We start from the raw sequence: 24,829 nt of genomic DNA, 5'->3' as shown, positions 1-24,829 counted from the left end.
AATGGATCGGCTATAGTAAGTAAATGATAGTATAAAATACTGATGATTTATGGATGCATTTAGTATATAGTGATGCTAATATGTCTTTAGCTAGGGAATTAAATTAAAGATAGTTGTTACATATTAGATTAGTCAGTTGGAAGATAGTAATATACAAATATTAAGCGTCTCTCTGAAGAAGTTTGGATTTAATGCGACCAATAGCTTCAGCAGGATTTAGTCCTTTTGGACACACTTGAGTACAATTCATAATACCACGACATCGGAATGCACTAAAGGCATCGCTAAGATTATCAAGTCGGTTATTGGTTTCGGTATCTCTATTATCAATTAGGAAGCGATAAGAAGTAATGAGACTAGCTGGACCTAAAAATTTATCTGGATTCCACCAAAAAGATGGACAGGCTGTAGAGCAGCATGCACAGAGAATGCATTCATATGAACCATCTATTTTATTGCGTTGTTCTGGTGTCTGTAGGTGTTCTTTTTCTGGCATGATTGTGGAATCATGACATAAATAAGGTTGAACTTTTTCATATTGTAAATAAAATGGTTTCATGTCTACTACCAGATCTCTGACTACGGGTAAAAGAGGTAGTGGTCGGATAATAATTTTTTTATTTTTATGTATTAATGTTGAAACTGGAGTGATACAGGCTAGACCATTTTTACCATTAATATTTAATCCATCTGAACCGCAGACTCCTTCACGACAAGAGTAACGGAAGGTAAGTGTTGGATCATTTTCTTTGAGGAGAATAAGCGCATCTAAGAGCATAATATCTTCACCATCTTTTATTTCCAGAAGATGGTCTTGCATATATGGAGTTATATTTAACTCTGGATGATAACGATAAATAGAAAATTTAAGTATCATTAGATTATTTCCAGAAGCTACCGTTAGTAGCGACGTACTTGAGGAAGAAGGGGTGAACGAAAAATAGGTTTCATGTTTACTGCTCGTCGTATCATTTTTTTATATTTAGGGAGATAGAGTGTGTGACATAGCCAGTCTTCATCGTTACGAGAAGGGTAATCGACTCGACTATGAGCTCCTCGGCTTTCAGTTCGGTAATATGCTGATAATGCAGTTACATAAGCAGTTTCGATTAAGTTATCTAACTCTAGACATTCAACGCGATTTGTATTGAATTCACTAGAATGGTCATCAAGACGAGCAGTCTGAAGGCGTTTATGTAAATCTTTTAATTCTTCTATACCGAGAGACATAGAAGCGCCTTCTCGAAAAACTGAAAAATTTCGATGCATACACTCTTGTAGGGCTTTTCGTATTATTTTCGGGTCTTCGCCTACTTTATTATGATTCCAACGTAATAGGCGTGATAAAGAGGCTTGAATTTCATTATTACTTGCTTCTAATAAAGGTTTTTGTTTTTGAAATATAGAATTGATATGTAGACCAATAGCACGTCCAAATACTACTAAATCTAACAAAGAATTCCCTCCTAAACGATTAGCACCATGGACCGATACACAAGCAACTTCTCCTACTGCAAATAGGCCTGGGATAATTACATCTTCTCCCTTTTTATTGACTGTTAGAGCTTGCCCAGTGATAGTAGTCGGGATTCCTCCCATCATGTAGTGACATGTTGGGATCACGGGAATAGGATCGTGAATGGGATCTACATGGGCAAATGTTCTGGACATCTCTAAGATACCAGGCAAACGAGATTGGAGTATTTTTTTACCTAAATGATCTAGTTTAAGTTTAACATGAGGACCTACTGGACCATCATAGCCTCGACCTTCGAGGATTTCAATCATAATGGAACGTGCTACTACATCACGTCCTGCTAGGTCTTTAGCATTAGGTGCATAACGCTCCATAAAACGTTCACCATGTTTATTTAATAAATAACCACCTTCACCTCGGCACCCTTCTGTTACTAAAACTCCTGCTCCGGCTATTCCTGTAGGGTGAAATTGCCACATCTCCATATCTTGAACAGGTACATCTGCTCGCAGAGCCATTCCGATTCCATCACCAGTATTAATATATGCGTTGGTTGTAGATTGATAAATACGTCCTGCTCCACCGGTTGCTAAAATTGTTGCACGTGCTTTGAAATAGACTACTGCACCATCTTCAATATTAAATGCAGTGCAACCGACAATATCACCATGTATATTTTTTACGAGATCAAGTGCATACCACTCAGAAAAAATAGTAGTCTTATTTTTTAGATTTTGCTGATATAAAGTATGTAGAAGTGCGTGACCGGTGCGATCCGCCGCTGCAGCTGTACGCGCGGCTTGCTCCGCGCCGAAATTTTTAGATTGCCCACCAAAAGGACGTTGATAAATACGTCCGTTATCTAGGCGAGAAAATGGTAAACCCATATGCTCGAGTTCTATAATAGCTTCTGGACCAGTTTTGCACATGTATTCAATTGCATTTTGATCACCAATATAATCAGAACCTTTAACAGTATCATACATGTGCCACTCCCAATTATCTTGGTGAGCGTTATTAAGTGCAACGGTGATTCCTCCTTGAGCAGATACTGTATGGGATCGTGTAGGAAACACTTTTGATAATAATGCACAAGTTTGTTGGCCGGACTTGGTGATTTCTAACGCAGTACGCATTCCTGCTCCACCTGCACCGATAACAATGGCATCAAATTCTCTTACTGGAAATTGCATCATACGCTCCAAACAATCATAGTGCCATATATAGCATATATAAAAAGAACTACAACTATTACTAGTTGAAGCGGTAGTCGTATTGAGTATGCGGCGATATAGTCAGTTAGTACCTGCCACATTCCAATCCAACCATGTACTACTAAAGAAATCAGGGCTAGACAAGTAAAAACTTTTGTAACAGGTATACTAAAAAAAATATGCCAAGTGTTGTAAGTTATAGATTCTGATATTGCAATCCATACTAGAATATAAAGTATATAAAGTGCAATTATGATAGAAGTTGCACGAAGTAATATCCAGTCATGCAAACCATTACGCCCTAAGGCAGAAGCGCTGCTTACCATATGAGAACTCCGGAGAAAATTACAAATAAAATAGCAGAACCTAGTACAAGTTTTGAAGAAATATTACCTGTGTTCACAGTTGTTCTAATAATCCCGAAGTCCATTATGAGATGTCGAATTCCACCAATAAAGTGAAAAGATAGTGTATTGACCAATGCCCATGCAATAAATTTGAAATAAAAATTATCTATAATAGCACATGCGTGAAGAAAGTTTTGAGGAGAGGATAATGATAGTCCAAGTAACCACAGAAGCGCTCCAATTGAGAAAAAAGTGATAATTCCAGATATTCTATGAAGAATAGATGTAACTGCGGTTAATGGGAAATAGATAGTAGACAAATTTAAATTTATTGGTCTCTGTTTTTTCACGGTGTTTCTACACTCTCTTTCATATTTTATCCTGTATTTTAAATAGTGAAGATAAATTAGATGGGGTCTCTGTATATTTATGCCTATATTATATGGATTCATATATGATCTGGTTTTTATGATATAATATTATTTTCAGTATCTGAGAAGATCTATTAACTATGTCAATATTATAGTTTATCATTATATAATTACAATATTTTCTATTATGGCTTTATTCTATTTTTTATGATTAATATAACAGTTTTAATAAGTTGATATTTACAGTCTATTTTTACTAATCTTGTGCTATATTAGTGGTATTTATAGATGCGTAGAGTTTTTGGAAGATTAAGAGTGTTTCGTTAATTTATTAGAATGCATGTATTTTAACAGTTTGTAATATATAGAGGTATTTAATTTTTGTTACATAGTTTTGGTAAAAAAATTTATTTTACGTTTTATATATAGAACTCAATTTGGATTAATAGTTTTGGAGAACCTTTAGTTTTGATAAAAAAGATCTCATATACCAAAGGTTTAATCTTGCTATATTCCTTTATCTTTTTTTATTAATTGCATAATAGAAGTTATAGTGCAAACTAGTTTTTTTAGAAATTACCCGCTATCTTTTATGTTTTTTTGATTATATTTCTTAAATAGAGTTTATGTATTCATTTATAGACTAATATGGAAAAATATGAAAATATATTAAGCCTTTGTCTTTCCTTATGCGGTCGTTGTGAATATCATTGTTTTAAAAAATAGATATTTGAGAAAAAATATAATAATTTTTGATATATACTAAGAAATATGCTCATTAAAAAGTTTTAGATTAGAGCTCTAATTATTCAGTGTTGTAAGAAAAGAGTCACTTCTAAAAAAATGCATTATCAGTCTTTGTGTTGTCACTGATCTGAGAAGAAAGAGAAGATATCAATCAAAGAGATTTATTTTTTAAGTTAGTCTATAATCTAGCGTTTGAGAATAGGAAGAAATATCAGATTGAGTTATGACTTTTAATAGATTCTAATTAATATGTAGAGATGATAGATGTTATCTTTAATCTCCTTTATCTCCTTTATCATAGAATAGAACGTGAATAGTTGTTGGATTACAGTATAAATAGCTCATATTCTTGATATGAATATGAGCAACATAATTAGTGATAACTGACTATTTTGTGTCTAGAAATATCTTCATATCTAGGTTATATTATGTCCTCTTCGTTATAGAGCACTGTTCTTAACGATATATTTTAGTTATTTAATTAATGTAATATATTTTTTATGAGTTGATAGAACATTATTCTAATATACATAGAGTTAGCTTATAAAAAAGATTTTGAATCGAATTAGGATTGCTTGATATAATTAAATAGAAATAGATTGTTTTTGATATCCGAGCATAGAGCCACAATTATGAGTGGCATCAGTGATCAACATATGCATATTACATCACTTAGGAGGTGGTAGATGGATAAGAAAAAAGCAATATTGGCCATCGATGGAAAAGATCCTATTGAGTTGAATATTTTAAGGGGTTCATTGGGTTGTCAAGAATTAGATATTCGCACGCTTGGTGCGCAAGGATACTTTGCTTTTGATCCAGGATTCACTTCTACTGCATCGTGTCAATCTAGTATCACTTATATTGATGGGGATAAAGGTGTTTTGCTATACAGGGGTTTCCCTATTGATCAGCTAGCATTGAATTCAAATTATTTAGAAGTATGTTATATTCTTTTATATGGTGAGGCTCCTAATGTAAAGCAATTCCATGATTTTAAGATTTCATTAACCCATAACTCTCTTCTTCATGAACAAATATATAATTTATTACGTTGTTTTTGTCGTCATGCTCACCCAATGGCAATGCTTTGTGGAATGACTGGGGCGTTGGCGGCAATTTACCACGATTCAATGGATGTTCATAGAAAGAGTCATCGTGATTTAATTGCAATACGTTTATTAGCACAAATGCCCACTATGGTATCTATGTGTTATAGATATGCAACAGGAAAGCCTTTTGTATATCCATGTCATGATTTTTCATATTCTGGTAATATTTTATATATGATGTTTTCTGATCCGTCAGAGACATATGTTATTAACCCGATCTTAGAACGCGCTTTAGATTGTATTCTCATTTTACATGCTGATCATGAACAGAATGCTTCGACATCTACAATACGCACTGCCGGTTCGTCTGGTGCTAACCCTTTTTCTTGTATTTCAGCAGCAGTCGCATCGTTATGGGGTCCTTCTCATGGTGGTGCAAATGAAGCGTGTCTTTTAATGCTAGAAGAAATTGGTACTATTGAAAATATTCCTGTATTTTTGCGACGTGCTAAGGATAAAAATGATCCGTTTCGTTTAATGGGTTTTGGTCATAGGGTTTATAAAAATTATGATCCACGTGCCATGGTAATGCGTGAAGTATGTCATGAAGTCCTGAATCATCTAGAAGTAAAAAAAGATCTCATGGAAGTAGCAATGGAACTTGAATATATTGCATTACATGATTCTTATTTTATTGAGAGAAAGCTTTATCCAAATATTGATTTTTACTCAGGCATTATTTTGAAGGCAATGGGTATTCCTTCATCTATGTTTACAGCCATTTTTGCTATGGCGCGTACGGTGGGCTGGATCGCACATTGGAAGGAAATGTATGATGAAGGTATTAAAATTTCGCGACCTCGACAACTATATACTGGATATACACAACGAAATTTTAACTCTAAGATCACATCTTAGTATTTTCAGATTAGACTATTATAAGTTACGAGTCGTTTTAAGTAATTAATTAGAATATTTCTATAATATGTGTCGATGCTAAGATATTTTGATTATATTTTTAGTAAGATATATGATCAATCGATATTGTATTCTGTTTTAAGAAAAAATGGGTTTTGACTTTTTAATTAGCTAGGCTTATTTAGTGAGAACCGTTTTTTCAGGCATCGTATTGATTCTTGACTTCTATGGTTTTATTTTATTTTTTTTTAATAAAATATTTAGGTAATTGTGATCATCGATGGATGATCAATGTGCATCGATATGATGATTCTAATCATACTAATGAATAAAGTAGAATCGTTATGAACGATAAGATGTCTTATGTTAAAGTGATTACTTGAATAATATATTATAGTTATTAATAATCATGATAAGATGAGATAGTGTAATTATATAACAATAGAAAATAGTTTTTATTTCTATAATAACCTATTATACGGATTTATAAGGGCATAGAAAATTGATAGAGTGTTTAATTTTTTCCATTTTTTTTAATAGAATAACAAAAAATAAGATATATCATTTTTTAGAGTACGTAAGGATCTATAGTTGTTTTAGTTGGTACGGTTAATTACATCCAAGTCTTATTTTTTGTAATTAATCACAGAAAGTATTTTGTTACTTAACATTAGATTAGAATATATTGGATTAATGTAGATACGTCATTAATTAATTAGTGATTTTTTTGTATATACTTTGTATATATTATGAGCTGATTGAAGTTCTGTTGAGTTAATTTCCTTAATCAGTGTTAGTTCTTAATTAGACTAGGGATACAAATTAGAAGCGCGTAGATACTAAAGCGATTATGTTATCAATTTTATTTACGCAAGAGATCATTTTATGAGAACATTAGTATAGATTATCTATATGATTTTATTTTTAATTTTCTCTAAATTCTTGTTCTATAAATAGATATAAGATCTGGATTATAGATTTAGTATAGTCTTAACATTATATTTTTATCAGAGATTTCATCTATCAAAAAGGAGCGCTTTTTAGAGTCATTAGTTTTGGGTATTTTATATTTTATGTATTGGTTGGTTTAATGATAACGATGAGAGCATTTATCTGTGTAGTTTTAGTATAAATCATTGATCATTTATTATGAATGATAAATTTAATAGCTGTTAATATTTAGTAATTTTATCTAGGAGTATATTAATTCGTGGTAATCCAGGTCATAAAGACTTTTACTACATTAGCACTTGGTGTGGAATATGATGGGAGTTGTTATTCGGGCTGGCAGCGCCAGATTTCAGTCTCTACTGTACAGGAAGAAGTAGAAAGAGCCATTGAACGAGTTGCTGATCATAAAATTTGGGTTACTTGTGCAGGACGAACAGATTCTGGAGTTCATGCCACTGGACAAGTTATTCATTTTAAAACTTATTCTCAACGCACAGAGAACGCTTGGCTACGCGGTGTAAACAGATGCTTACCTGAAGATATAGTTATAAGGTGGGTAAAGAAAGTGCCTGATTTATTTCATGCTAGATTTAATGCTTTATCTCGCTTCTATCGTTATGTGGTCAACAATCATAATTTACATCGATCCGCAATTTTTAGAGAAAGGTCGGCATATATTTACCATCTTTTAGACATTGATAAAATGTACCGTGCTAGTCGTTGTTTATTAGGTGAGCATAATTTTACATCATTTCGTTCTGGACAATGTCAATCACGTTTACCTGTGAGAAATATAATGTACTTAAATATTACTCGAGACGACAGGTATGTTATCATTGATATACAGGCTAATTCATTTGTTCATCATATGGTTCGTAATATTGTTGGTAGTTTAATAGAGGTTGGTTCTGGGAAAAAACCTGAACATTGGATTTCTGATGTGCTTGTAGCAAAAAATCGTGCATTAGCGGCCGCAACAGCTTCCGCTCGTGGTTTATATTTAGTTTCTGTAGACTATCCGTCTAAGTATGAAATACCAAATACTTTATCTGGCTCCTTTTCTTTTCAGTCTAAAGAGGAGTTATTAGTTGAAAAATATTTTCGTTAAACATTACGTCTATTTTATTTTTTATGACTTATATTTTTTATGATGAGAAATATCTAGATTCATATTATAATATTATGTTACGAAAATTTTATTTTTTATTATAGTTTAAAATTATTTAATTTTTTAATGAGAAAATAAAAGATGTATATCATTACTTAATAATCAGGAAATAACATTTTCTCTGTGTTAAAAGAGAAATGTGTGCGGGATTTTCTAGGTAACCGTTATTTAAGTGTATATAGTTTATTTTTATAGAGGCAGCAATGCCTTTTGGTTATGATATTATTTATAACAATATGGTATTTTTATAAAAGACTAGATCATATTTAATTTTTTTATTTGTGCTTGTTTCTAGAGTGTTTTTTTGATTACATCAAAATCACTGTATGATGATAATCATGATATGATATGATATGATATGATGAATAAATTCATTCTTGGGATCAGATTTTTATTATGATATATAATTAATTCCTTGATTAAGGAGTATAAGATTACTAGAGTAATATGACTAAATTTGTAGTAACTATATCTATAAGATTTGAGAATATTATTATTAAATTAAACTTTATAGCAATTTGAAGGTTAATATCGGAAGGATCTTATCTCTCATAAAACAGTGAAGATAAATGTTTAAGTTTCTTCTTTTCTTCATCGTGATTTATTTAAAATATGAAATTAATTACATATAATTTATACAATATCTGGAATCAGATGACAGTTATGGCAGAAAAATGCGGCCGTAATCCTCAAAATATTACTTTACTTGCAGTCAGTAAAAATCACTCTATTACAGCGATTAAGGAAGCTGTTTCCGTTGGACAATATTCTTTTGGTGAAAATTATGCACAAGAAGGAGTGGAAAAAATTAAAATTTTAGATAACCCTCTTCTCTCTTGGCATTTTATTGGAAGAGTTCAATCAAATAAAAGTCGTCTTGTATCAGAGTATTTTGATTGGTGTCACACAGTTAGTTGCTTCCGTATCGCACAATTACTGAACAAATATCGATCTTGTGATCAAAAACCGATTAATGTATTGATTCAAATCAATATCAGTTATGAAGAGACAAAAGCAGGCATTTTGTTGGAAGATTTACCAGAGTTAGTTAGGAAAATTAGCTATTTTCCACGGTTGAAGTTGCGAGGTCTTATGGCTATACCGAAAGAGTCAAAGAATAATAATTCTTCGCTCATGGAATATCAGAGATTGGAAAAAGCATTTAATCAATTAAAAGATGATTATCCTGATGTAGATACCCTTTCACTAGGTATGAGCGGGGACATTAACGATGCGATCATATGTGGAAGCACTATGCTTCGTATTGGTACTTCTATTTTTGGTAAACGACACCAGAGTGATAGAGAGCTACATTTGCCTGGTCAATAAAAATCACTAAGGAATTTCATGTTAGCATTGTTTTTTTTATTAACTACTGTAATAACTTTGTACATTAAGATATTGTTACTATATATTTGGATGCAGTGGACTGGTTGTGATTTTTATAATCCGTTCTTGCAGCGTGCAATAAAAATTACTTATCCTATGATTAGACCGTTTCAGCGCGTTCTTTCTGTATTTAGACCAATAGATATTGCGACATTAGCTATTGCTTATATTCTTAGTGTATTATTAGTTCCGATTATATTAAGATTGTTGAGATTTGAACCTGTCTTTTTCTATTTTGGCTTAGTTCTTCTGATTAAATCAGTTGGTTCACTTATTTTCTGGATTGTAATCAGTCGTGCGATTATAAGCTGGGTTCATCGTGAAGCGAATTCACTAGATTATGTTTTATTTCAATTAACAGAACCGATGATGATTAGAATACGTAGATTTATACCACTTATTGGTGGTATAGATTGTTCACCAATGCTTATTATTTTAATTCTATATATGTTATATTTTATTGGTTTAGAATATGTTCCTGGATGGACCTTTTTTTAAAAAAATAGATATTTATGGTGATTAAAAGTTACAGTTCTAATATTCTAATATCACAGGTTTATTTTATCTATTTCTTTTTGGCATAATTGAATGATATGAGGTGTCTAAAAAGATTTTATCTTGATTTTATCTTATAGGGTATTTGATTATTTTAATATCTTTAGAATACGTTATAAATATGATAATGAAATTTCATTAACCTGTTTTTTTATTTTTCATTTATTGATGTGTTTGTAGATTTATTATGAGTGCTAGAGTAGTAATTATTTTGTTAAGATTCGAGTTATTATGAGATTATGAGATTATGAGATTATGAGATTATGCAGAATATTGAATCTGATTTCATTTATGAATGTCTGTATAAACAGAACAAAATATGATAAATTATATTGTTTATTGTTGATAACAATATAATGATTTATTAGATAGTTGTATTATAGTTTATGTTTTTTTCTTGATGCTTTAATTAACTAACAGGATTATTGTTATATCTTGAAAAAAATTACTATTAGCACTTGAAAGATCTTTTTGTAATACCATATATAATTCAATATAACAGTTAATTAGATTCGTAAGGTGATTTAAGTATTTTTTGATATTAATTTAGGTTTCTTTAATTAGGAGGTTAACGAATAAATTAATTTGTTATATAATCAAGTTATTTATAAGTGAGCACAGATAAAGTTTGACTTTAATTCGTTTTTTTTTGATGAGTTTTGTTAGCGGAAGAATGATTGTTTGGTTCTTTACCGGAAGAAGATATTAACTGTATTACAATAGTAATTGTATTACAGAGAATAGAAGTCCTTAAGGATTTTAATATAATCATGAAGGATTGAGTTAAGTTTAATTAAATTAAAGGTATCAGTTTTACAACTATATCATTTATCATGATTAGGGTATTAATGATGTATTTTAGGGAATGATATACTTGTAAAAGATTTAAGGATAAATATCTAGAGTTAGAAAGTTTTATTATTTTACAACAAGTAATGTGAAATATAATATAAAAGGAAATACATCATGGCAGCTAAAGATATCAAGTTTGGTAATGATGCTCGCATTAAAATGCTATGTGGCGTTAATTTGCTCGCTGATGCGGTAAAAGTAACTTTAGGACCTAAAGGTCGTAATGTTATTTTGGATAAATCTTTTGGTGCACCAAGTATTACTAAAGATGGTGTGTCTGTTGCCCGAGAAATTGAATTAGAAGATAAGTTTGAAAACATGGGCGCACAGATGGTAAAAGAGGTAGCTTCTAAAGCAAATGAAGCTGCTGGTGATGGTACTACTACTGCTACTGTATTAGCGCAATCTATAGTTAATGAAGGTTTAAAAGCAATTGCTGCTAGTATGAATCCTATGGATATTAAACGGGGAATTGATAAAGCAGTAATTGCAGCAGTGGAAGAATTAAAAAAAATATCTGTACCTTGTTCTGACTTTAAAGGTATTGCGCAAGTCGGGACTATTTCTGCTAATTCTGATGCATCTGTAGGTGAGTTAATTGCTAGAGCGATGGAAAGAGTTGGTAAAGAAGGTGTGATCAGTGTTGAAGAAGGGAATGGTTTACACGACGAGCTAGATGTGGTTGAAGGTATGCAATTTGATCGCGGTTACTTGTCGCCTTATTTTATTAATAAACCAGATACTGGTTTAATAGAACTAGAATCTCCATTGATTCTACTGGTGGATAAAAAGATTTCTAGTATTAGAGAGCTTATACCAATTTTAGAAGAAGTTGCAAAATCAAGTAAATCGCTTTTTATTATTGCTGAAGACGTTGAAGGTGAAGCATTAGCCACTTTAGTTGTAAACGCTATGCGTGGTATAGTAAAAATAGCTGCGGTAAAAGCGCCTGGTTTTGGTGATCGTCGTAAGGCTATGTTACAAGATATAGCTGTTTTAACTGGTGGAACTGTCATATCAGAAGATCTTGGTATGGAATTGGAAAAAACTGTATTAGAAGATATGGGTCAGGCCAAACGTGTTGTCATTACCAAGGATACTACAACTATTATTGATGGTCGTGGCAAGTCAGAGGCTATTTCTGCCCGTGTGAGTCATATTCGCCAAGAGATACAAGACACAAAGTCTGATTATGATCGTGAAAAGCTGCAAGAGCGTGTTGCAAAATTAGCAGGTGGTGTGGCTGTAGTAAAAGTTGGTGCGGCAACTGAAATTGAAATGAAAGAGAAAAAAACACGTGTGGAAGATGCTTTAAATGCTACCCGCGCTGCAGTAGATGAAGGAGTAGTGGCTGGAGGAGGTGTCGCGTTGGTTCGCGTAGCATCTTGTTTAGGCAATCTACAAGGTCAGAATGAAGATCAAAATGTTGGAATTAAGGTTGCGCTACGAGCCATGGAATCACCAATGCGTCAAATTGTATCCAACGCAGGTGCAGAAGCTTCTGTAGTAACAAATGCTGTCAAAGAGGGATCAGGAAATTACGGTTATAATGCTCAAACGGAAGAGTATGGTGATATGATTAATTTTGGTATTCTTGATCCAACTAAAGTCACTCGTTCAGCTTTACAGTACGCAGCGTCTATTGCTGGTTTGATGATTACTACTGAATGCATGATAACTGATGTACCTAAAAGTGATGCACCTGATGTAGCTTCTAATCCTGGAATGGGCTCTCCTGGAATGGGTGGTATGATGTAGTTATTCGTTTGATTCTTTATAAGATCACCCCAACTCTTTTTAGGGTTGGGGAGCTTAGATAGATGATTAGCGAATATTTTTTGATAGAGAACTTAATTAAGTCAAAGATCTTTATTAACAGAAGATTATAGATTTTTAATAAAAGTATAATAAAATGTTAAAAAAAAGTTGACTATAAATAAGTTACGTGTATGATGAATATCCTATGTACTTGTTCTTTAAAAAATTGATCAGACAATCTGTGTGGGCACTCTAAGAATATCTATAAAACGTTTTTATAACGTGAATAATATTAAGTCTTAAAATTTATATTTCAGTCTAATATAGATATATTATATATTCTGTTTTATTTTTTAAGAATGAAGTAAAAAATATTGAACTTTTAATTGAAGAGTTTGATCATGGCTCAGATTGAACGCTGGCGGCAGGCCTAACACATGCAAGTCGAACGGTAACGGAGAGAAGCTTGCTTCTTTGCCGACGAGTGGCGAACGGGTGAGTAATATCAGGGAAACTGCCCGATGGAGGGGGATAACTACTGGAAACGGTAGCTAATACCGCATAATGTCTTATGACCAAAGTGGGGGACCTTTCGGCCTCATGCCATCGGATGTGCCCAGACGGGATTAGCTTATGGGTGAGGTAATGGCTCACCCAGGCCACGATCCCTAGCTGGTCTGAGAGGATGACCAGCCACACTGGAACTGAGACACGGTCCAGACTCCTACGGGAGGCAGCAGTGGGGAATATTGCACAATGGGCGAAAGCCTGATGCAGCCATGCCGCGTGTATGAAGAAGGCCTTAGGGTTGTAAAGTACTTTCAGCGGGAAAGAAACGAGAGAGGTTAAAACCCTCTTTCATTGACGTTACCCGAAGAAGAAGCACCGGCTAACTCCGTGCCAGCAGCCGCGGTAATACGGAGGGTGCGAGCGTTAATCGGAATGACTGGGCGTAAAGGGCACGCAGGCGGATTACCAAGTCGGATGTGAAAGCCCTGGGCTTAACCTTGGAACTGCATTCGAAACTGGTAGTCTAGAGTTTCGTAGAGGGGGGTAGAATTCTAGGTGTAGCGGTGAAATGCGTAGAGATCTGGAGGAATACCGATGGCGAAGGCGTCCCCCTGGACGAAAACTGACGCTCAGGTGCGAAAGCATGGGGAGCAAACAGGATTAGATACCCTGGTAGTCCATGCCGTAAACAATGTCGACTTGGAGGTTGTTTCCTAGTGGAGTGACTTCCGGAGCTAACGCGTTAAGTCGACCGCCTGGGGAGTACGGCCGCAAGGTTAAAACTCAAATGAATTGACGGGGGCCCGCACAAGCGGTGGAGCATGTGGTTTAATTCGATGCAACGCGAAGAACCTTACCTAACCTTGACATCCACGGAATTTTTCAGAAATGAAAAAGTGCCTTAGGGAACCGTGAGACAGGTGCTGCATGGCTGTCGTCAGCTCGTGTTGTGAAATGTTGGGTTAAGTCCCGCAACGAGCGCAACCCTTATCCTTTGTTGCCATCGATTTGGTCGGGAACTCAAAGGAGACTGCCGGTGATAAACTGGAGGAAGGTGGGGATGACGTCAAGTCATCATGGCCCTTATGGTTAGGGCTACACACGTGCTACAATGGCATATACAAAGAGAAGCAACCTCACGAGAGCAAGCGGACCTCATAAAGTATGTCGTAGTCCGGATCGGAGTCTGCAACTCGACTCCGTGAAGTCGGAATCGCTAGTAATCGTAGATTAGAATGCTACGGTGAATACGTTCCCGGGCCTTGTACACACCGCCCGTCACACCATGGGAGTGGGTTGCAAAAGAAGTAGGTAGCTTAACTTTCGAGAGGGCATTTACCACTTTGTGATTCATAACTGGGGTGAAGTCGTAACAAGGTAACCGTAGGGGAACCTGCGGTTGGATCACCTCCTTAACACTAAGTATAGAATTCCAAGAAGTGCCCACACAGATTGTCTGATCATTAGAGTAATAAGTAAAACCTTATAGGCTTGTAGCTCAGATGGTTAGAGCACACCCCTGATAAGGGTGAGGTCGGTGGTTCAAGTCCACTCAGGCCTACCAAGTTTTTTGATTGTAAATTAAATCTTAAATAATTAAGATTTATAGATTATAATCTTGGGTCTATACAAGGTTTTTGCAGGTTTTAATTATATGGGGCTATAGCTCAGACGGAAGAGCGCCTGCTTTGCACGCAGGAGGTCAGCGGTTCGATCCCGCTTAGCTCCACAATAAAAACTTGTGTGAAAAGGAATTTTATATTAATATGTTTAAAATTCTAAAGTATTAGTATTTTGTTTAAGAAAAATGCTCTTTAATAATCCGGAACAAGCTGAAAAAATAAAATAGTATACCTAAAATAATTTTAGTTTCTATAATTAGAGAAAGTATAGAACTGAGTGTATCTTAATAAGATAATTGATTAATTAGTCCACAGGACGCTTGTGGGTTGTAAGGTTAAGTGAATAAGCGTACACGGTGGATGCCTAGGCAGTCAGAGGCGATGAAGGGCGTGCTAATCTGCGAAAAGCGTCGGGAAGGTGATATGAACCGTAATAGCCGACGATACCCGAATGGGGAAACCCGATGTAATTTATTACATCATCATATTCATGAATAAATAGTGATATGAAGCGAACCGAGGGAACTGAAACATCTAAGTACCTCGAGGAAAAGAAATCAATTGAGATTCCCTTAGTAGTGGCGAGCGAACTGGAGAAGAGCCCAGAACCATTATCATCTTACGAATTAGTAGAATCGTCTGGAAAGTCGAACAATAAAGGGTGATAGTCCCGTATATAAAAATTCGGAAGGAGTGGGTTCTAAAGAGTAGGGCGGGACACGTGATATCCTGTCTGAATATGGGGGGACCATCCTCCAAGGCTAAATACTACTGACTGACCGATAGTGAACTAGTACCGTGAGGGAAAGGTGAAAAGAACCCCGGCGAGGGGAGTGAAAGAGAACCTGAAACCGTGTACGTACAAGCAGTGGAAGCATTTTTTAGTGTGACCGCGTACCTTTTGTATAATGGGTCAGCGACTTGTATTTTGTAGCAAGGTTAACCGTATAGGGGAGCCGTAGGGAAACCGAGTCTTAAATGGGCGTTAGTTGCAGGATACAGACCCGAAACCCGGTGATCTAGCCACGGGCAGGTTGAAAGTTGGGTAACACTAACTGAAGGACCGAACCGACTAATGTTGAAAAATTAGCGGATGACCTATGGTTAGGGGTGAAAGGCCAATCAAACCGGGAGATAGCTGGTTCTCCCCGAAAGCTATTTAGGTAGCGCCTTGTGAGTTCATCTCCGGGGGTAGAGCACTGTTTTGGTTAGGGGGCCACCCCGGCTTACCAAGCCAATGCAAACTCCGAATACCGGAGAATGTAATCATGGGAGACACACGGCGGGTGCTAACGTCCGTCGTGAAGAGGGAAACAACCCAGACCGCCAGCTAAGGTCCCAAAGTCATGATTAAGTGGGAAACGATGTGAGAAGGCATAGACAGCCAGGATGTTGGCTTAGAAGCAGCCACCATTTAAAGAAAGCGTAACAGCTCACTGGTCGAGTCAGCTTGCGCGGAAGATGTAACGGGGCTAAATCATGCACCGAAGCTGCGGCATCGGACGCATATTTAAAAACAGTTACATTAATATAACTGTTTTTAAATATGCGTCCGATGGGTAGGGGAGCGTTCTGTAAGTCGTTGAAGGTATTTCGTGAGAGATATTGGAGATATCAGAAGTGCGAATGCTGACATAAGTAACGATAAAGCGGGTGAAATGCCCGCTCGCCGAAAGACTAAGGGTTCCTGCCCAACGTTAATCGAGGCAGGGTGAGTCGACACCTAAGGCGAGGCCGAAAGGCGTAGTCGATGGACAACGGGTTAATATTCCTGTACTAGTTATGACTGCCAAGGGGGGACGGAGAAGGCTATATTGGCCGGGGGACGGTTGTCCCGGTTTAAGCGTGTAGGTTTGAATTTTAGGTAAATCCTAAGTTCAGTAAGATTGAGACGTTATGACGAGACACTAAGGTGTTGAAGTAATAAATGCCATGCTTCCAGGAAAAGCCTCTAAGCATCAGGTCATAGTTAATCGTACCCCAAACCGACACAGGTGGTCAGGTAGAGCATACCTAGGCGCTTGAGAGAACCCGGGTGAAGGAACTAGGCAAAATGGTGCCGTAACTTCGGGAGAAGGCACGCTGGCTTGCAGGTGAAACGACAAGCTCGAGGAGCTAAAGCCAGCCGAAGATACCAGCTAGCTGCAACTGTTTATTAAAAACACAGCACTGTGCAAACACGTAAGTGGACGTATACGGTGTGACGCCTGCCCGGTGCCGGAAGGTTAATTGATGGGGTTATTCGAAAGAAAAAGCTCTTGATCGAAGCCCCGGTAAACGGCGGCCGTAACTATAACGGTCCTAAGGTAGCGAAATTCCTTGTCGGGTAAGTTCCGACCTGCACGAATGGCGTAATGATGGCTAGGCTGTCTCCACCCGGGACTTAGTGAAATTGAATTCGCTGTGAAGATGCAGTGTACCCACGGCAAGACGGAAAGACCCCGTGAACCTTTACTATAGCTTGACACTGAATATTGAACTTTAATGTGTAGGATAGGTGGGAGGCTGTGAAGCATAGACGCTAGTTTATGTAGAGCCATCCTTGAAATACCACCCTTTAAAGTTTGCTATTCTCACCCAACGCCGTTAACCGGCGTGGAGACAGTGTCTGGTGGGTAGTTTGACTGGGGCGGTCTCCTCCTAAAGAGTAACGGAGGAGCACAAAGGTCAGCTAATCACGGTCGGAAATCGTGAGGTTAGTGCAATGGCATAAGCTGGCTTGACTGTGAGAGTGACGATTCGAACAGGTGCGAAAGCAGGTCATAATGATCCGGTGGTTCTGTATGGAAGGGCCATCGCTCAACGAATAAAAGGTACTCCGGGGATAACAGGCTGATACCGCCCAAGAGTTCATATCGACGGCGGTGTTTGGCACCTCGATGTCGGCTCATCACATCCCGGGGCTGAAGCAGGTCCCAAGGGTACGGTTGTTCGCCGTTTAAAGTGGTACGCGAGCTGGGTTTAGAACGTCGTGAGACAGTTCGGTCCCTATCTGCCGTGGGCGTTGGAAGATTGAGAGGGGTTGCTCCTAGTACGAGAGGACCGGAGTGAACGTACCACTGGTGTTCGGATTGTCATGCCAATGGCATTGTCCGGTAGCTAAGTACGGAAAAGATAAGCGCTGAAAGCATCTAAGCGCGAAACTTGCCTCAAGATGAGTCTTCCCTGACCCTTCAAGGGTCCTAAAGGAACGTTGAAGATAACGACGTTGATAGGCCGGGTGTGTAAGCGTAGCGATACGTTGAGCTAACCGGTACTAATGATCCGTGAGGCTTAACCTTACAACACCAGAAGCGTTCTTTTAGATACTTAAGAACTCAGATATTATATATTTCAGCTTGTAATGGATATGCATTTTCCTTGCTCAGAAAAGAGCAACAAGTTAACAATATAACAGAACTTGTCTAGCGGCCATAACGCGGTGGTCCCACCTGATCCCATACCGAACTCAGAAGTGAAACGCCGTGGTGCCGATGGTAGTGTGGGGTCTCCCCATGTGAGAGTAGGGAACCGCTAGGCATTATTTTAATAAAAAAAGCCATCACTATGATGGCTTTTTTTATTAAAATAATGCCTAGCAAGTTAATGTACGGTTTAAATTCAAATATATATAAGTTATAAATATATATAAGTTACGTGTCTATTATATGTAATAGTAATTAGTATTACTCATATTTAAATATATTTAAATTTTATTTTAATTGGTATATATAAAATATTATAAGGGCTGTTGTATCATAGAGCTATTGAATTGATCGTTTAATAAATATGTTGTGTAAATATGTAATATCATTTATCATCATTAATCCTAGAGTTCGTCCAATGAAAAGCGTCGAGCAAGGATGAGAAAAAATCCTAACTAATAAATCTGTAAAATCAATAGTTGTTTGTACATCAATAATTCGTTGTTTTTGGTATTGTTTTAATGTAGAAAAATCACCAGCTTTTTTTCCGGTTTTCCAAGCTGAAATTAAAATATCAGTTAATGTTAATATGTCTCGCATGCCTAAATTTAATCCTTGACCTGCAATGGGATGAAGTGTTTGTGCGGCATTGCTTACTAATACTGTTCGTTGAGCGATAGTACTTACTCTAGTGCATGATTCTATTGGATAGAAGTACCGTTTTTCTACTTTTGTTATTTTTCCTAATCGCCATCCAAATATTGTCTGTAAATAAGTCAGAAATTCTTTGTCATTCCAGTTGTACATTGTTTTCATTTGTTCTTGTTCTAAACATAAAATTAATGAACTAAGTCCTCTAGAAGTTGGTAGTAAAGCTAATGATCCATTTCTGATAAACCGCTCAAAGGCTTGTCCTTGATGTGCTAAGTCAGTAGAAATTTGAGTTACTAACGCTATTTGCTGATAATCTCTTTTTTTCCACTGTAAACCACATAATCTAGCTATATTAGAAGATGTACCATCAGCAGCAACTAATAAATCACCTTTAATTTTTTCACCATTATTTAGTTTAATGAGAATATAATCTGTATATTGTGTAACGAGGATTACAGTATTTGGGCAGTATAAAGTAATGTTTTTATTTTTTTCTAGATGATTAAAAAAAATTTTTTTTGCTTGATTTAATTCAAAAACCTGCCCTAGAAATGGGATTCCATAAGTAGAGGCATCAAGAGAGAAAAAACCACCAGAACCGAGTTCACTTACATGAATCCGAGTAATTGCGGTGGCTATAGGATCAAGTAATGACCAAAGATTAAGTGCGTCTATTTTTCGACAAAGCCCATAAGCTAATGCTATAGTACGTCCATTGTGATTTGGGTGAAGAAACTTATCGGGTTTAATAGATTCTACTAATTTAATGTCTTTTTTACCTTGCGTTAGATAAGACAATGCAAAAGCCAGTGTTAGTCCAGCCAATCCCGCTCCTACGATAATAACACTCATAAGGATTTTCTGTTGACCATAAAAGACTCTATTTCATTTATTTTTTTTATAGCTATTGAGGTTAGATTTTCATTACCATTTTTAGTAATGAGAATGGTATCTTCAATTCGAACACCAATTCCACGATATTCTGATGGTACTTTTGAATCAGTAGTAATATACAAACCTGGCTCAATAGTTAAGACCATACCTGGTTCCAAGATTCGTTTATCGTCTTGACTATAATAATATGAATCATGTACATCTAAACCAATCCAATGACTCAATTTATGCATGAAAAATTGTTCAATAGCTTTATCTTTAATTAGTTTTTGAACATCACCTTGCATAATTTTTAATTGAACTAATTTGTGTACTAGAAAAGCGATTATTTTTTTTGTAACTGTGTAAATATTGGTTCCAGGTTGATATAGTTTTAGTGCTAGATTGAATGCATTTAAAACAGTAGTATAAATAAACCTTTGTGGAATATTAAATTTTCCATTTACTGGGAAAGTACGTGAAATATCACTGGCATAACCTTGAAATTCACATCCAGCATCAATTAATACTAGCTGACCATTTTTTATAATCTTGTTATTATCAGTATAGTGTAAAATACAGGAATTTTCTCCTGAGGCAATAATGGTATTATAGGCAGACCAACGAGCACCGTGATGATTAAATTCATATTGAATTTCCCCTTCTATCTGGTATTCATGAATACCATGAAATAATTTTTTAAGAGCTCGCATATGACCTAAGGCGCTAATAAGTCCTGATTGTCGTAGTAAGGTTATTTCTGATGAAGATTTAATTAAGCGTAATTCATGCACCAATGGGCGCCAGTCCAGTAAGATTTGAGGTACGGAGAGAGTTTTTTTTTGGTTTATTCGGAGTTTTTCTAATGCAGTAAAAATAATTCGATCAGAAAAATAATATTGTTTTTCTACATGATAAATTATTTTTAATCCATCTAAAAAGAGATGGAGATGATTGTCTATTTGTTCCCATGGGAAAGCATAATCGACAGCTAGTTTTATACGTGCAGATTCCTGTCCAATATAATTCTGTCCCCATATTTGAGCTTTTCGATTGTGGCTTCGATTAAAGAGTAGACTTTTACAACAGTTGTCTGAGTCTTTTATCAGTCCGAACATTGCTTCTGGTTCATTAAAACCAGTAAGATACCAAAAATCACTATTTTGTCGATAAGGGTAGGGATTATCATTGTTTCGTATAGCTACGGGAGCTGAAAAGATTAGGATAATACTAGAAGATTCCATTTTTTCTAATAAAGCTAATCGGCGGCACAGAAATTCTTTTTTAATCACTTAATCTCCTTAAACTAAGTAAGATATTCTGATTATTCTATTTAACATTTCATTTAAAGATATGTTCTAATTGTAGTAAATATTTTAATTATTATTGTTAATATTCATATACAAATTACGAAACAGTTATTAATAAAAGAAGATAAAATTACTTATCCGTTTCAGAGGATTTTTAAAACAGATAATTACTAACTTTAGTGTAACTTAATATTTTTATTTTGACTTTAATTAGATTATAAATAGAAATGAGAGATCGTTAATATGCATTTTCATAGATAGAATCTAGTAGAATTTATTTCTAATATGTTTTAGAGAAATTATATAATAATAGAGTTAATCATCTTAAAATATAATTTAATATTATTAAGTCTAAATAAAGATTTTTCATTATTAATTCTTTCTATTAGCACTATATGTAATGTAAAAAAATCTATTTTTAATAAAATTAGAAAGATAATTAACTACTCTATATTGATTTGTTCTAAAGTTATAATATTGACAATATATTATAATATTTATCATCTAATGTTTAGAACATTATATAAAATGTTAGTTTATATAGGTAAATTTATTAACATAAGAGATTATATTAACTATGACCAGAATGGTTTGTGATTGTTATGAGTTAAAAATCTCCTATACTTTTTAAAAATGAGGTCAGAAATTACGTTAGGTTGTTCATAGATAATATGGATTCTAATTTTCCTCTGTATTTTGGTAAAATTAGATCAGTTTATTTTTATTTTTATATTTTATATATTCATTTATTATTTAGTTTATTCGAGCTCTATAAGGTATGGTTAGTTGGTAGTTGTGTTAATGTGGTTCATATCTATTTTTATTGGAAGAGTTATTCATATTTTTTAATTGTTTCTTTTAAAATTCAGATTTTATTTTCTATTTTAAAAAAAATTAAAAAATCATATTTATGTATTTTGGAAAGAGGTTTCTATATTTGATCTTACTATTTTTTATAATAATAAAATGTATCAAAATGAGTTAGATATCAGACTATGGGCAAGACAGTAAATTAAGTTATATGATTTAAATCATGCATAGTTTTAACGTATCGACATAGTGAGCCTAGATTAAGGTTTATGCAAGTATTAGGGAATAATAGATAGACTGATCTCTTATTATAATTTTGCTTCTTTCATATTATTACTATTCGATTATTCAATAATATATAGATTTTCTTGTTTAGATAAAATCATAATGTAAAAATTAAGATTTGTAATAAGTATTTAGAATAGGGTTGTTTCTTGTCGATTGGATAGTTATATTAATCTTTTTATAGTATATAGAAAAATAGATCATGACGGATATCAAAATGACTCATTCTGGCGATATATCTACACAACCAGTAGATCTTCATATTCTTGGTTGCGCATTGCGAGTCAAGTGCCCTCATAAAGAAATGGGTGCATTAAATTTAGCTGCGGAAGATCTTTCTCAACGTTTACAAGACTTAAAGCTTCGTACTAAAGTCACTAATACTGAGCAATTAGTTTTAATTGCTGCTTTAAATCTTTGCTATGAATTAGCTGAGGAAAAAGTCAAAACCCGTGATTATGCATTACATATGGAAAAGAAGATGCGGAGTTTACAACAGATATTAGAACAAGAATTATTCGAGCAAGATAACATTACTTGTATTCAACAGTCTTCAACTAAATTTGAATAATTTTATAAAACATAAAGAATATCTATTCTTAATTTTAATAGTCTGTGTTTTTCTTTTTTAGACAGATGTTAATTTTTTATTTTAATAGATATTAAGGACATCTCTGTATCTTTTTTTAAATAAAGAGGTTAGTATTTTTTACTAGATTAAAGTAGAAAATTAAGGAGATAATAGGAATATCATATCTTTTGATAACGTTTTTGGTTATAATTTTTTTAAAATCAATAAAAAATGTTGTTTTATAGTATAATTAATTTAAATGGTGATCATGGTTTCATGGTATTTAATTTTTGATAAAAAATTGAACTATTCTGGTATGATCATCATTTTATATGAGTAGTACATTTGCCTTATTTTTATTTTTTATATCTTATTCATTAAGATATATTCTAAATATAGAAATGCATTTATAGTTTTATATAAAATTATAGAGCTTTTTATATAAGCTTAATATTTACAATTATATTTTAGTTTTTAGACATGGACATTAATGGATCTCCTTGAATATAATAGATGGAAAAATAGAAGAATCAGATTAATCTTGAACTATTTTAGAAAAATTATTATAATTAAATTATATTTTTTTTTGAGTTATAATTCGGTATAAATCTTCATCGCTAGATGCGGATCTAAGTTGACGAAGAATTATTTTATTTGCTAGGTGTTGGGCTACTAGAGATAGTGTGTATAAGTGTGTTTTACATTCTTGAGATGGAATAAGGATTGCAAATAGCAGATCTACTGGTTGATTGTCAATAGAATTAAAAATAATAGGATGTTTAAGGTGAATAAACACACCAATAGATTGTAGTTTTTGTTCCTCAAGCTTGCAATGAGGAATTGCAATGCCATTACCAATACCTGTACTACCTATTTTTTCTCTATTTTGTATGGCGTTAAAAATAACTTGCTGCGAAAGTCTAAGTTTTTGAGAAGCTAATTCACTAATAATTTCTAATGCTCTTTGTTTATTGTAACAAAGAACGTCGTTTCGCGTACAAGAAATACTTAATATTACGTCTAATTCTAATTTAAAATTATTGTTTATCATAGTTATGCTTGATTCTTTACTTTAAGAGACGCAGTGTCTTTATATTGCATTATATCTAGTAATTAATATAAAGATTTGATATATAAGTAAAGTATATGTAGTTAATAAAATCTTTGATAGAGAAAGCCCCTATTCTTTAACTACAGTTTTTATATGATTTCATAGTTAATATTACACATGGTATAATTTTTTGGTTTTATTGTATTAAGATCTTAGTGAAACAATTCAGATCAGTAATTCGTATCTGAATCTTGGATTATTAATTAGATCTATAGTTGTTCTAAAATATAGAACTTTTTATAATACTATTTTTTATAAGATATAAGAAGTCAAAGTATTATACTGATCTAATATCGTCAAGATAGGTCTTAATTTTATTAAGAAAAATAATTATATAGATTCACTATATTGTGACATATTATTTATATTCATTTGTATCGCTTATTATACAATTAAGCGTTTTATAATTATAACTGATTTATCATCATTGTTTTCTATAAAGAATATCTAATAATGAATATCAATCATTATTGATGGGTATTTTTATATAGTATAAAAGAGGAGCTATGAGTTTAGAAACGTTTCTTAAATAATTATATTTCATTTTTTATATGATAATATGTCATATATAGATATGTTAGTTATAAATATTAAGTTTTATTCTTTTTAAGATCGTTAACAAACGCCCTATCTTATAGGATAGGTAATCCTTGCTTATGTAGGAAAAGATTTTTTAATTCTTTCTGTATTTTAACTAGTTTTAAATTCTAGATGTAGTATCTGTTTTATATATTTTTTATATATTTGACAAGTTATTTTAAACAAATTGTAATAATTAAAAAAAAGCATAGATCAATCTATTTTATAGATAGTTTAATTTTAGTAGTTTTTGAAATTATTTTATTAATTTTAGTTAATCACTATATCTATGACATGACGA

The 24,829-nt window shown here is 33.9% G+C and carries 13 protein-coding genes, 2 tRNA genes and 3 rRNA genes; 11 read left to right on the top strand and 7 right to left on the bottom strand.

Translation table 11 applies throughout. The features are described from left to right. Nucleotides 1-160: 160 nt before the first annotated feature. The 4 genes from HACICURT3053_RS03205 to sdhC are packed head-to-tail and all read right to left on the bottom strand — an operon-like array spanning nucleotide 161 to nucleotide 3,388. Nucleotides 161-877: a succinate dehydrogenase iron-sulfur subunit gene (locus tag HACICURT3053_RS03205; protein WP_157992267.1), complete on the bottom strand. Its 717-nt coding sequence runs from the start codon at nucleotides 875-877 to the stop codon at nucleotides 161-163. Between the two features lie 23 nt (nucleotides 878-900). After that, nucleotides 901-2,670, bottom strand: coding sequence for a succinate dehydrogenase flavoprotein subunit (gene sdhA, locus HACICURT3053_RS03200; protein WP_157992266.1), 1,770 nt, complete (start codon nucleotides 2,668-2,670; stop codon nucleotides 901-903). Then, entirely contained in the window at nucleotides 2,670-3,017 is a 348-nt protein-coding gene (gene sdhD, locus HACICURT3053_RS03195) for a succinate dehydrogenase, hydrophobic membrane anchor protein (RefSeq protein WP_157992265.1), read from the bottom strand. The genes sdhA and sdhD overlap by 1 nt, the downstream gene beginning before the upstream one ends. Then, nucleotides 3,011-3,388, bottom strand: a complete 378-nt coding sequence (gene sdhC / locus HACICURT3053_RS03190; RefSeq protein ID WP_414973883.1) for a succinate dehydrogenase, cytochrome b556 subunit — start codon at nucleotides 3,386-3,388, stop codon at nucleotides 3,011-3,013. Before sdhC ends, sdhD begins: the two co-directional genes overlap by 7 nt. 1,454 nt (nucleotides 3,389-4,842) lie before the next feature. On the opposite strand from sdhC, the gene HACICURT3053_RS03185 reads away from it, so the two are divergent. The 10 genes from HACICURT3053_RS03185 to rrf all read left to right on the top strand — a co-directional run bounded on the left by HACICURT3053_RS03185 (nucleotide 4,843) and on the right by rrf (nucleotide 18,450). Continuing rightward, nucleotides 4,843-6,126 carry a citrate synthase gene (locus tag HACICURT3053_RS03185; RefSeq protein ID WP_157992263.1) on the top strand — a complete coding sequence of 428 codons (1,284 nt, stop codon included), beginning with the start codon at nucleotides 4,843-4,845 and terminating at the stop codon, nucleotides 6,124-6,126. Between the two features lie 1,210 nt (nucleotides 6,127-7,336). Next, nucleotides 7,337-8,185, top strand: coding sequence for a tRNA pseudouridine(38-40) synthase TruA (truA, locus tag HACICURT3053_RS03180; RefSeq protein WP_232037557.1), 849 nt, complete (start codon nucleotides 7,337-7,339; stop codon nucleotides 8,183-8,185). A 672-nt stretch (nucleotides 8,186-8,857) separates the two neighbouring features. Continuing rightward, nucleotides 8,858-9,574, top strand: coding sequence for a YggS family pyridoxal phosphate-dependent enzyme (locus tag HACICURT3053_RS03175; RefSeq protein ID WP_157992262.1), 717 nt, complete (start codon nucleotides 8,858-8,860; stop codon nucleotides 9,572-9,574). A gap of 18 nt (nucleotides 9,575-9,592) precedes the next feature. Next, on the top strand, nucleotides 9,593-10,132 hold the full coding sequence (locus HACICURT3053_RS03170) for a YggT family protein (RefSeq protein WP_157992261.1): 540 nt from the start codon (nucleotides 9,593-9,595) through the stop codon (nucleotides 10,130-10,132). Nucleotides 10,133-11,155: 1,023 nt separating this feature from the next. Next, nucleotides 11,156-12,799, top strand: coding sequence for a chaperonin GroEL (gene groL, locus HACICURT3053_RS03165; RefSeq protein ID WP_157992260.1), 1,644 nt, complete (start codon nucleotides 11,156-11,158; stop codon nucleotides 12,797-12,799). A gap of 383 nt (nucleotides 12,800-13,182) precedes the next feature. Further along, nucleotides 13,183-14,724: ribosomal RNA gene (locus HACICURT3053_RS03160) — 16S ribosomal RNA — on the top strand. A gap of 72 nt (nucleotides 14,725-14,796) precedes the next feature. After that, nucleotides 14,797-14,873, top strand: a tRNA-Ile gene (locus HACICURT3053_RS03155). 92 nt (nucleotides 14,874-14,965) lie between these two features. Then, nucleotides 14,966-15,038: transfer RNA gene (locus HACICURT3053_RS03150), tRNA-Ala, on the top strand. 226 nt (nucleotides 15,039-15,264) lie between these two features. Then, a 23S ribosomal RNA gene (locus tag HACICURT3053_RS03145) occupies nucleotides 15,265-18,212 on the top strand. A 122-nt stretch (nucleotides 18,213-18,334) separates the two neighbouring features. Continuing rightward, a 5S ribosomal RNA gene (gene rrf / locus HACICURT3053_RS03140) occupies nucleotides 18,335-18,450 on the top strand. Together the 16S, 23S and 5S rRNA genes with 2 tRNA genes alongside form the textbook arrangement of a ribosomal RNA operon. A gap of 224 nt (nucleotides 18,451-18,674) precedes the next feature. On the opposite strand, the gene ubiH is transcribed toward rrf, so the two are convergent. Then, entirely contained in the window at nucleotides 18,675-19,841 is a 1,167-nt protein-coding gene (gene ubiH / locus HACICURT3053_RS03135) for a 2-octaprenyl-6-methoxyphenyl hydroxylase (RefSeq protein ID WP_157992259.1), read from the bottom strand. Beyond that, complete coding sequence (gene pepP, locus HACICURT3053_RS03130; RefSeq protein ID WP_157992258.1) at nucleotides 19,838-21,154, bottom strand: Xaa-Pro aminopeptidase; 1,317 nt, start codon at nucleotides 21,152-21,154, stop codon at nucleotides 19,838-19,840. The genes ubiH and pepP overlap by 4 nt, the downstream gene beginning before the upstream one ends. A 1,348-nt stretch (nucleotides 21,155-22,502) precedes the next feature. On the opposite strand from pepP, the gene zapA reads away from it, so the two are divergent. Then, entirely contained in the window at nucleotides 22,503-22,838 is a 336-nt protein-coding gene (zapA, locus tag HACICURT3053_RS03125) for a cell division protein ZapA (protein WP_157992326.1), read from the top strand. Nucleotides 22,839-23,412: 574 nt separating this feature from the next. On the opposite strand, the gene ptsN is transcribed toward zapA, so the two are convergent. Next, complete coding sequence (ptsN, locus tag HACICURT3053_RS03120; RefSeq protein ID WP_157992257.1) at nucleotides 23,413-23,889, bottom strand: PTS IIA-like nitrogen regulatory protein PtsN; 477 nt, start codon at nucleotides 23,887-23,889, stop codon at nucleotides 23,413-23,415. Nucleotides 23,890-24,829 lie beyond the last annotated feature (940 nt).

Source organism: Candidatus Erwinia haradaeae (assembly GCF_900698855.1).
GTDB lineage: Bacteria > Pseudomonadota > Gammaproteobacteria > Enterobacterales > Enterobacteriaceae > Erwinia_E > Erwinia_E haradaeae_F.
This window is presented reverse-complemented; position numbering and strand designations above follow the sequence as displayed.

What these genes read in the sequence shown, in the direction of transcription:
- HACICURT3053_RS03205 (WP_157992267.1), bottom strand. Translation starts at nt 877, where the DNA reads ATGATACTTAAATTTTCTATTTATCGTTATCATCCAGAGTTAAATATA.
- sdhA (WP_157992266.1), bottom strand. Translation starts at nt 2,670, where the DNA reads ATGCAATTTCCAGTAAGAGAATTTGATGCCATTGTTATCGGTGCAGGT.
- sdhD (WP_157992265.1), bottom strand. Translation starts at nt 3,017, where the DNA reads ATGGTAAGCAGCGCTTCTGCCTTAGGGCGTAATGGTTTGCATGACTGG.
- HACICURT3053_RS03185 (WP_157992263.1), top strand. Translation starts at nt 4,843, where the DNA reads ATGGATAAGAAAAAAGCAATATTGGCCATCGATGGAAAAGATCCTATT.
- HACICURT3053_RS03175 (WP_157992262.1), top strand. Translation starts at nt 8,858, where the DNA reads ATGAAATTAATTACATATAATTTATACAATATCTGGAATCAGATGACA.
- HACICURT3053_RS03170 (WP_157992261.1), top strand. Translation starts at nt 9,593, where the DNA reads ATGTTAGCATTGTTTTTTTTATTAACTACTGTAATAACTTTGTACATT.
- groL (WP_157992260.1), top strand. Translation starts at nt 11,156, where the DNA reads ATGGCAGCTAAAGATATCAAGTTTGGTAATGATGCTCGCATTAAAATG.
- ubiH (WP_157992259.1), bottom strand. Translation starts at nt 19,841, where the DNA reads ATGAGTGTTATTATCGTAGGAGCGGGATTGGCTGGACTAACACTGGCT.
- ptsN (WP_157992257.1), bottom strand. Translation starts at nt 23,889, where the DNA reads ATGATAAACAATAATTTTAAATTAGAATTAGACGTAATATTAAGTATT.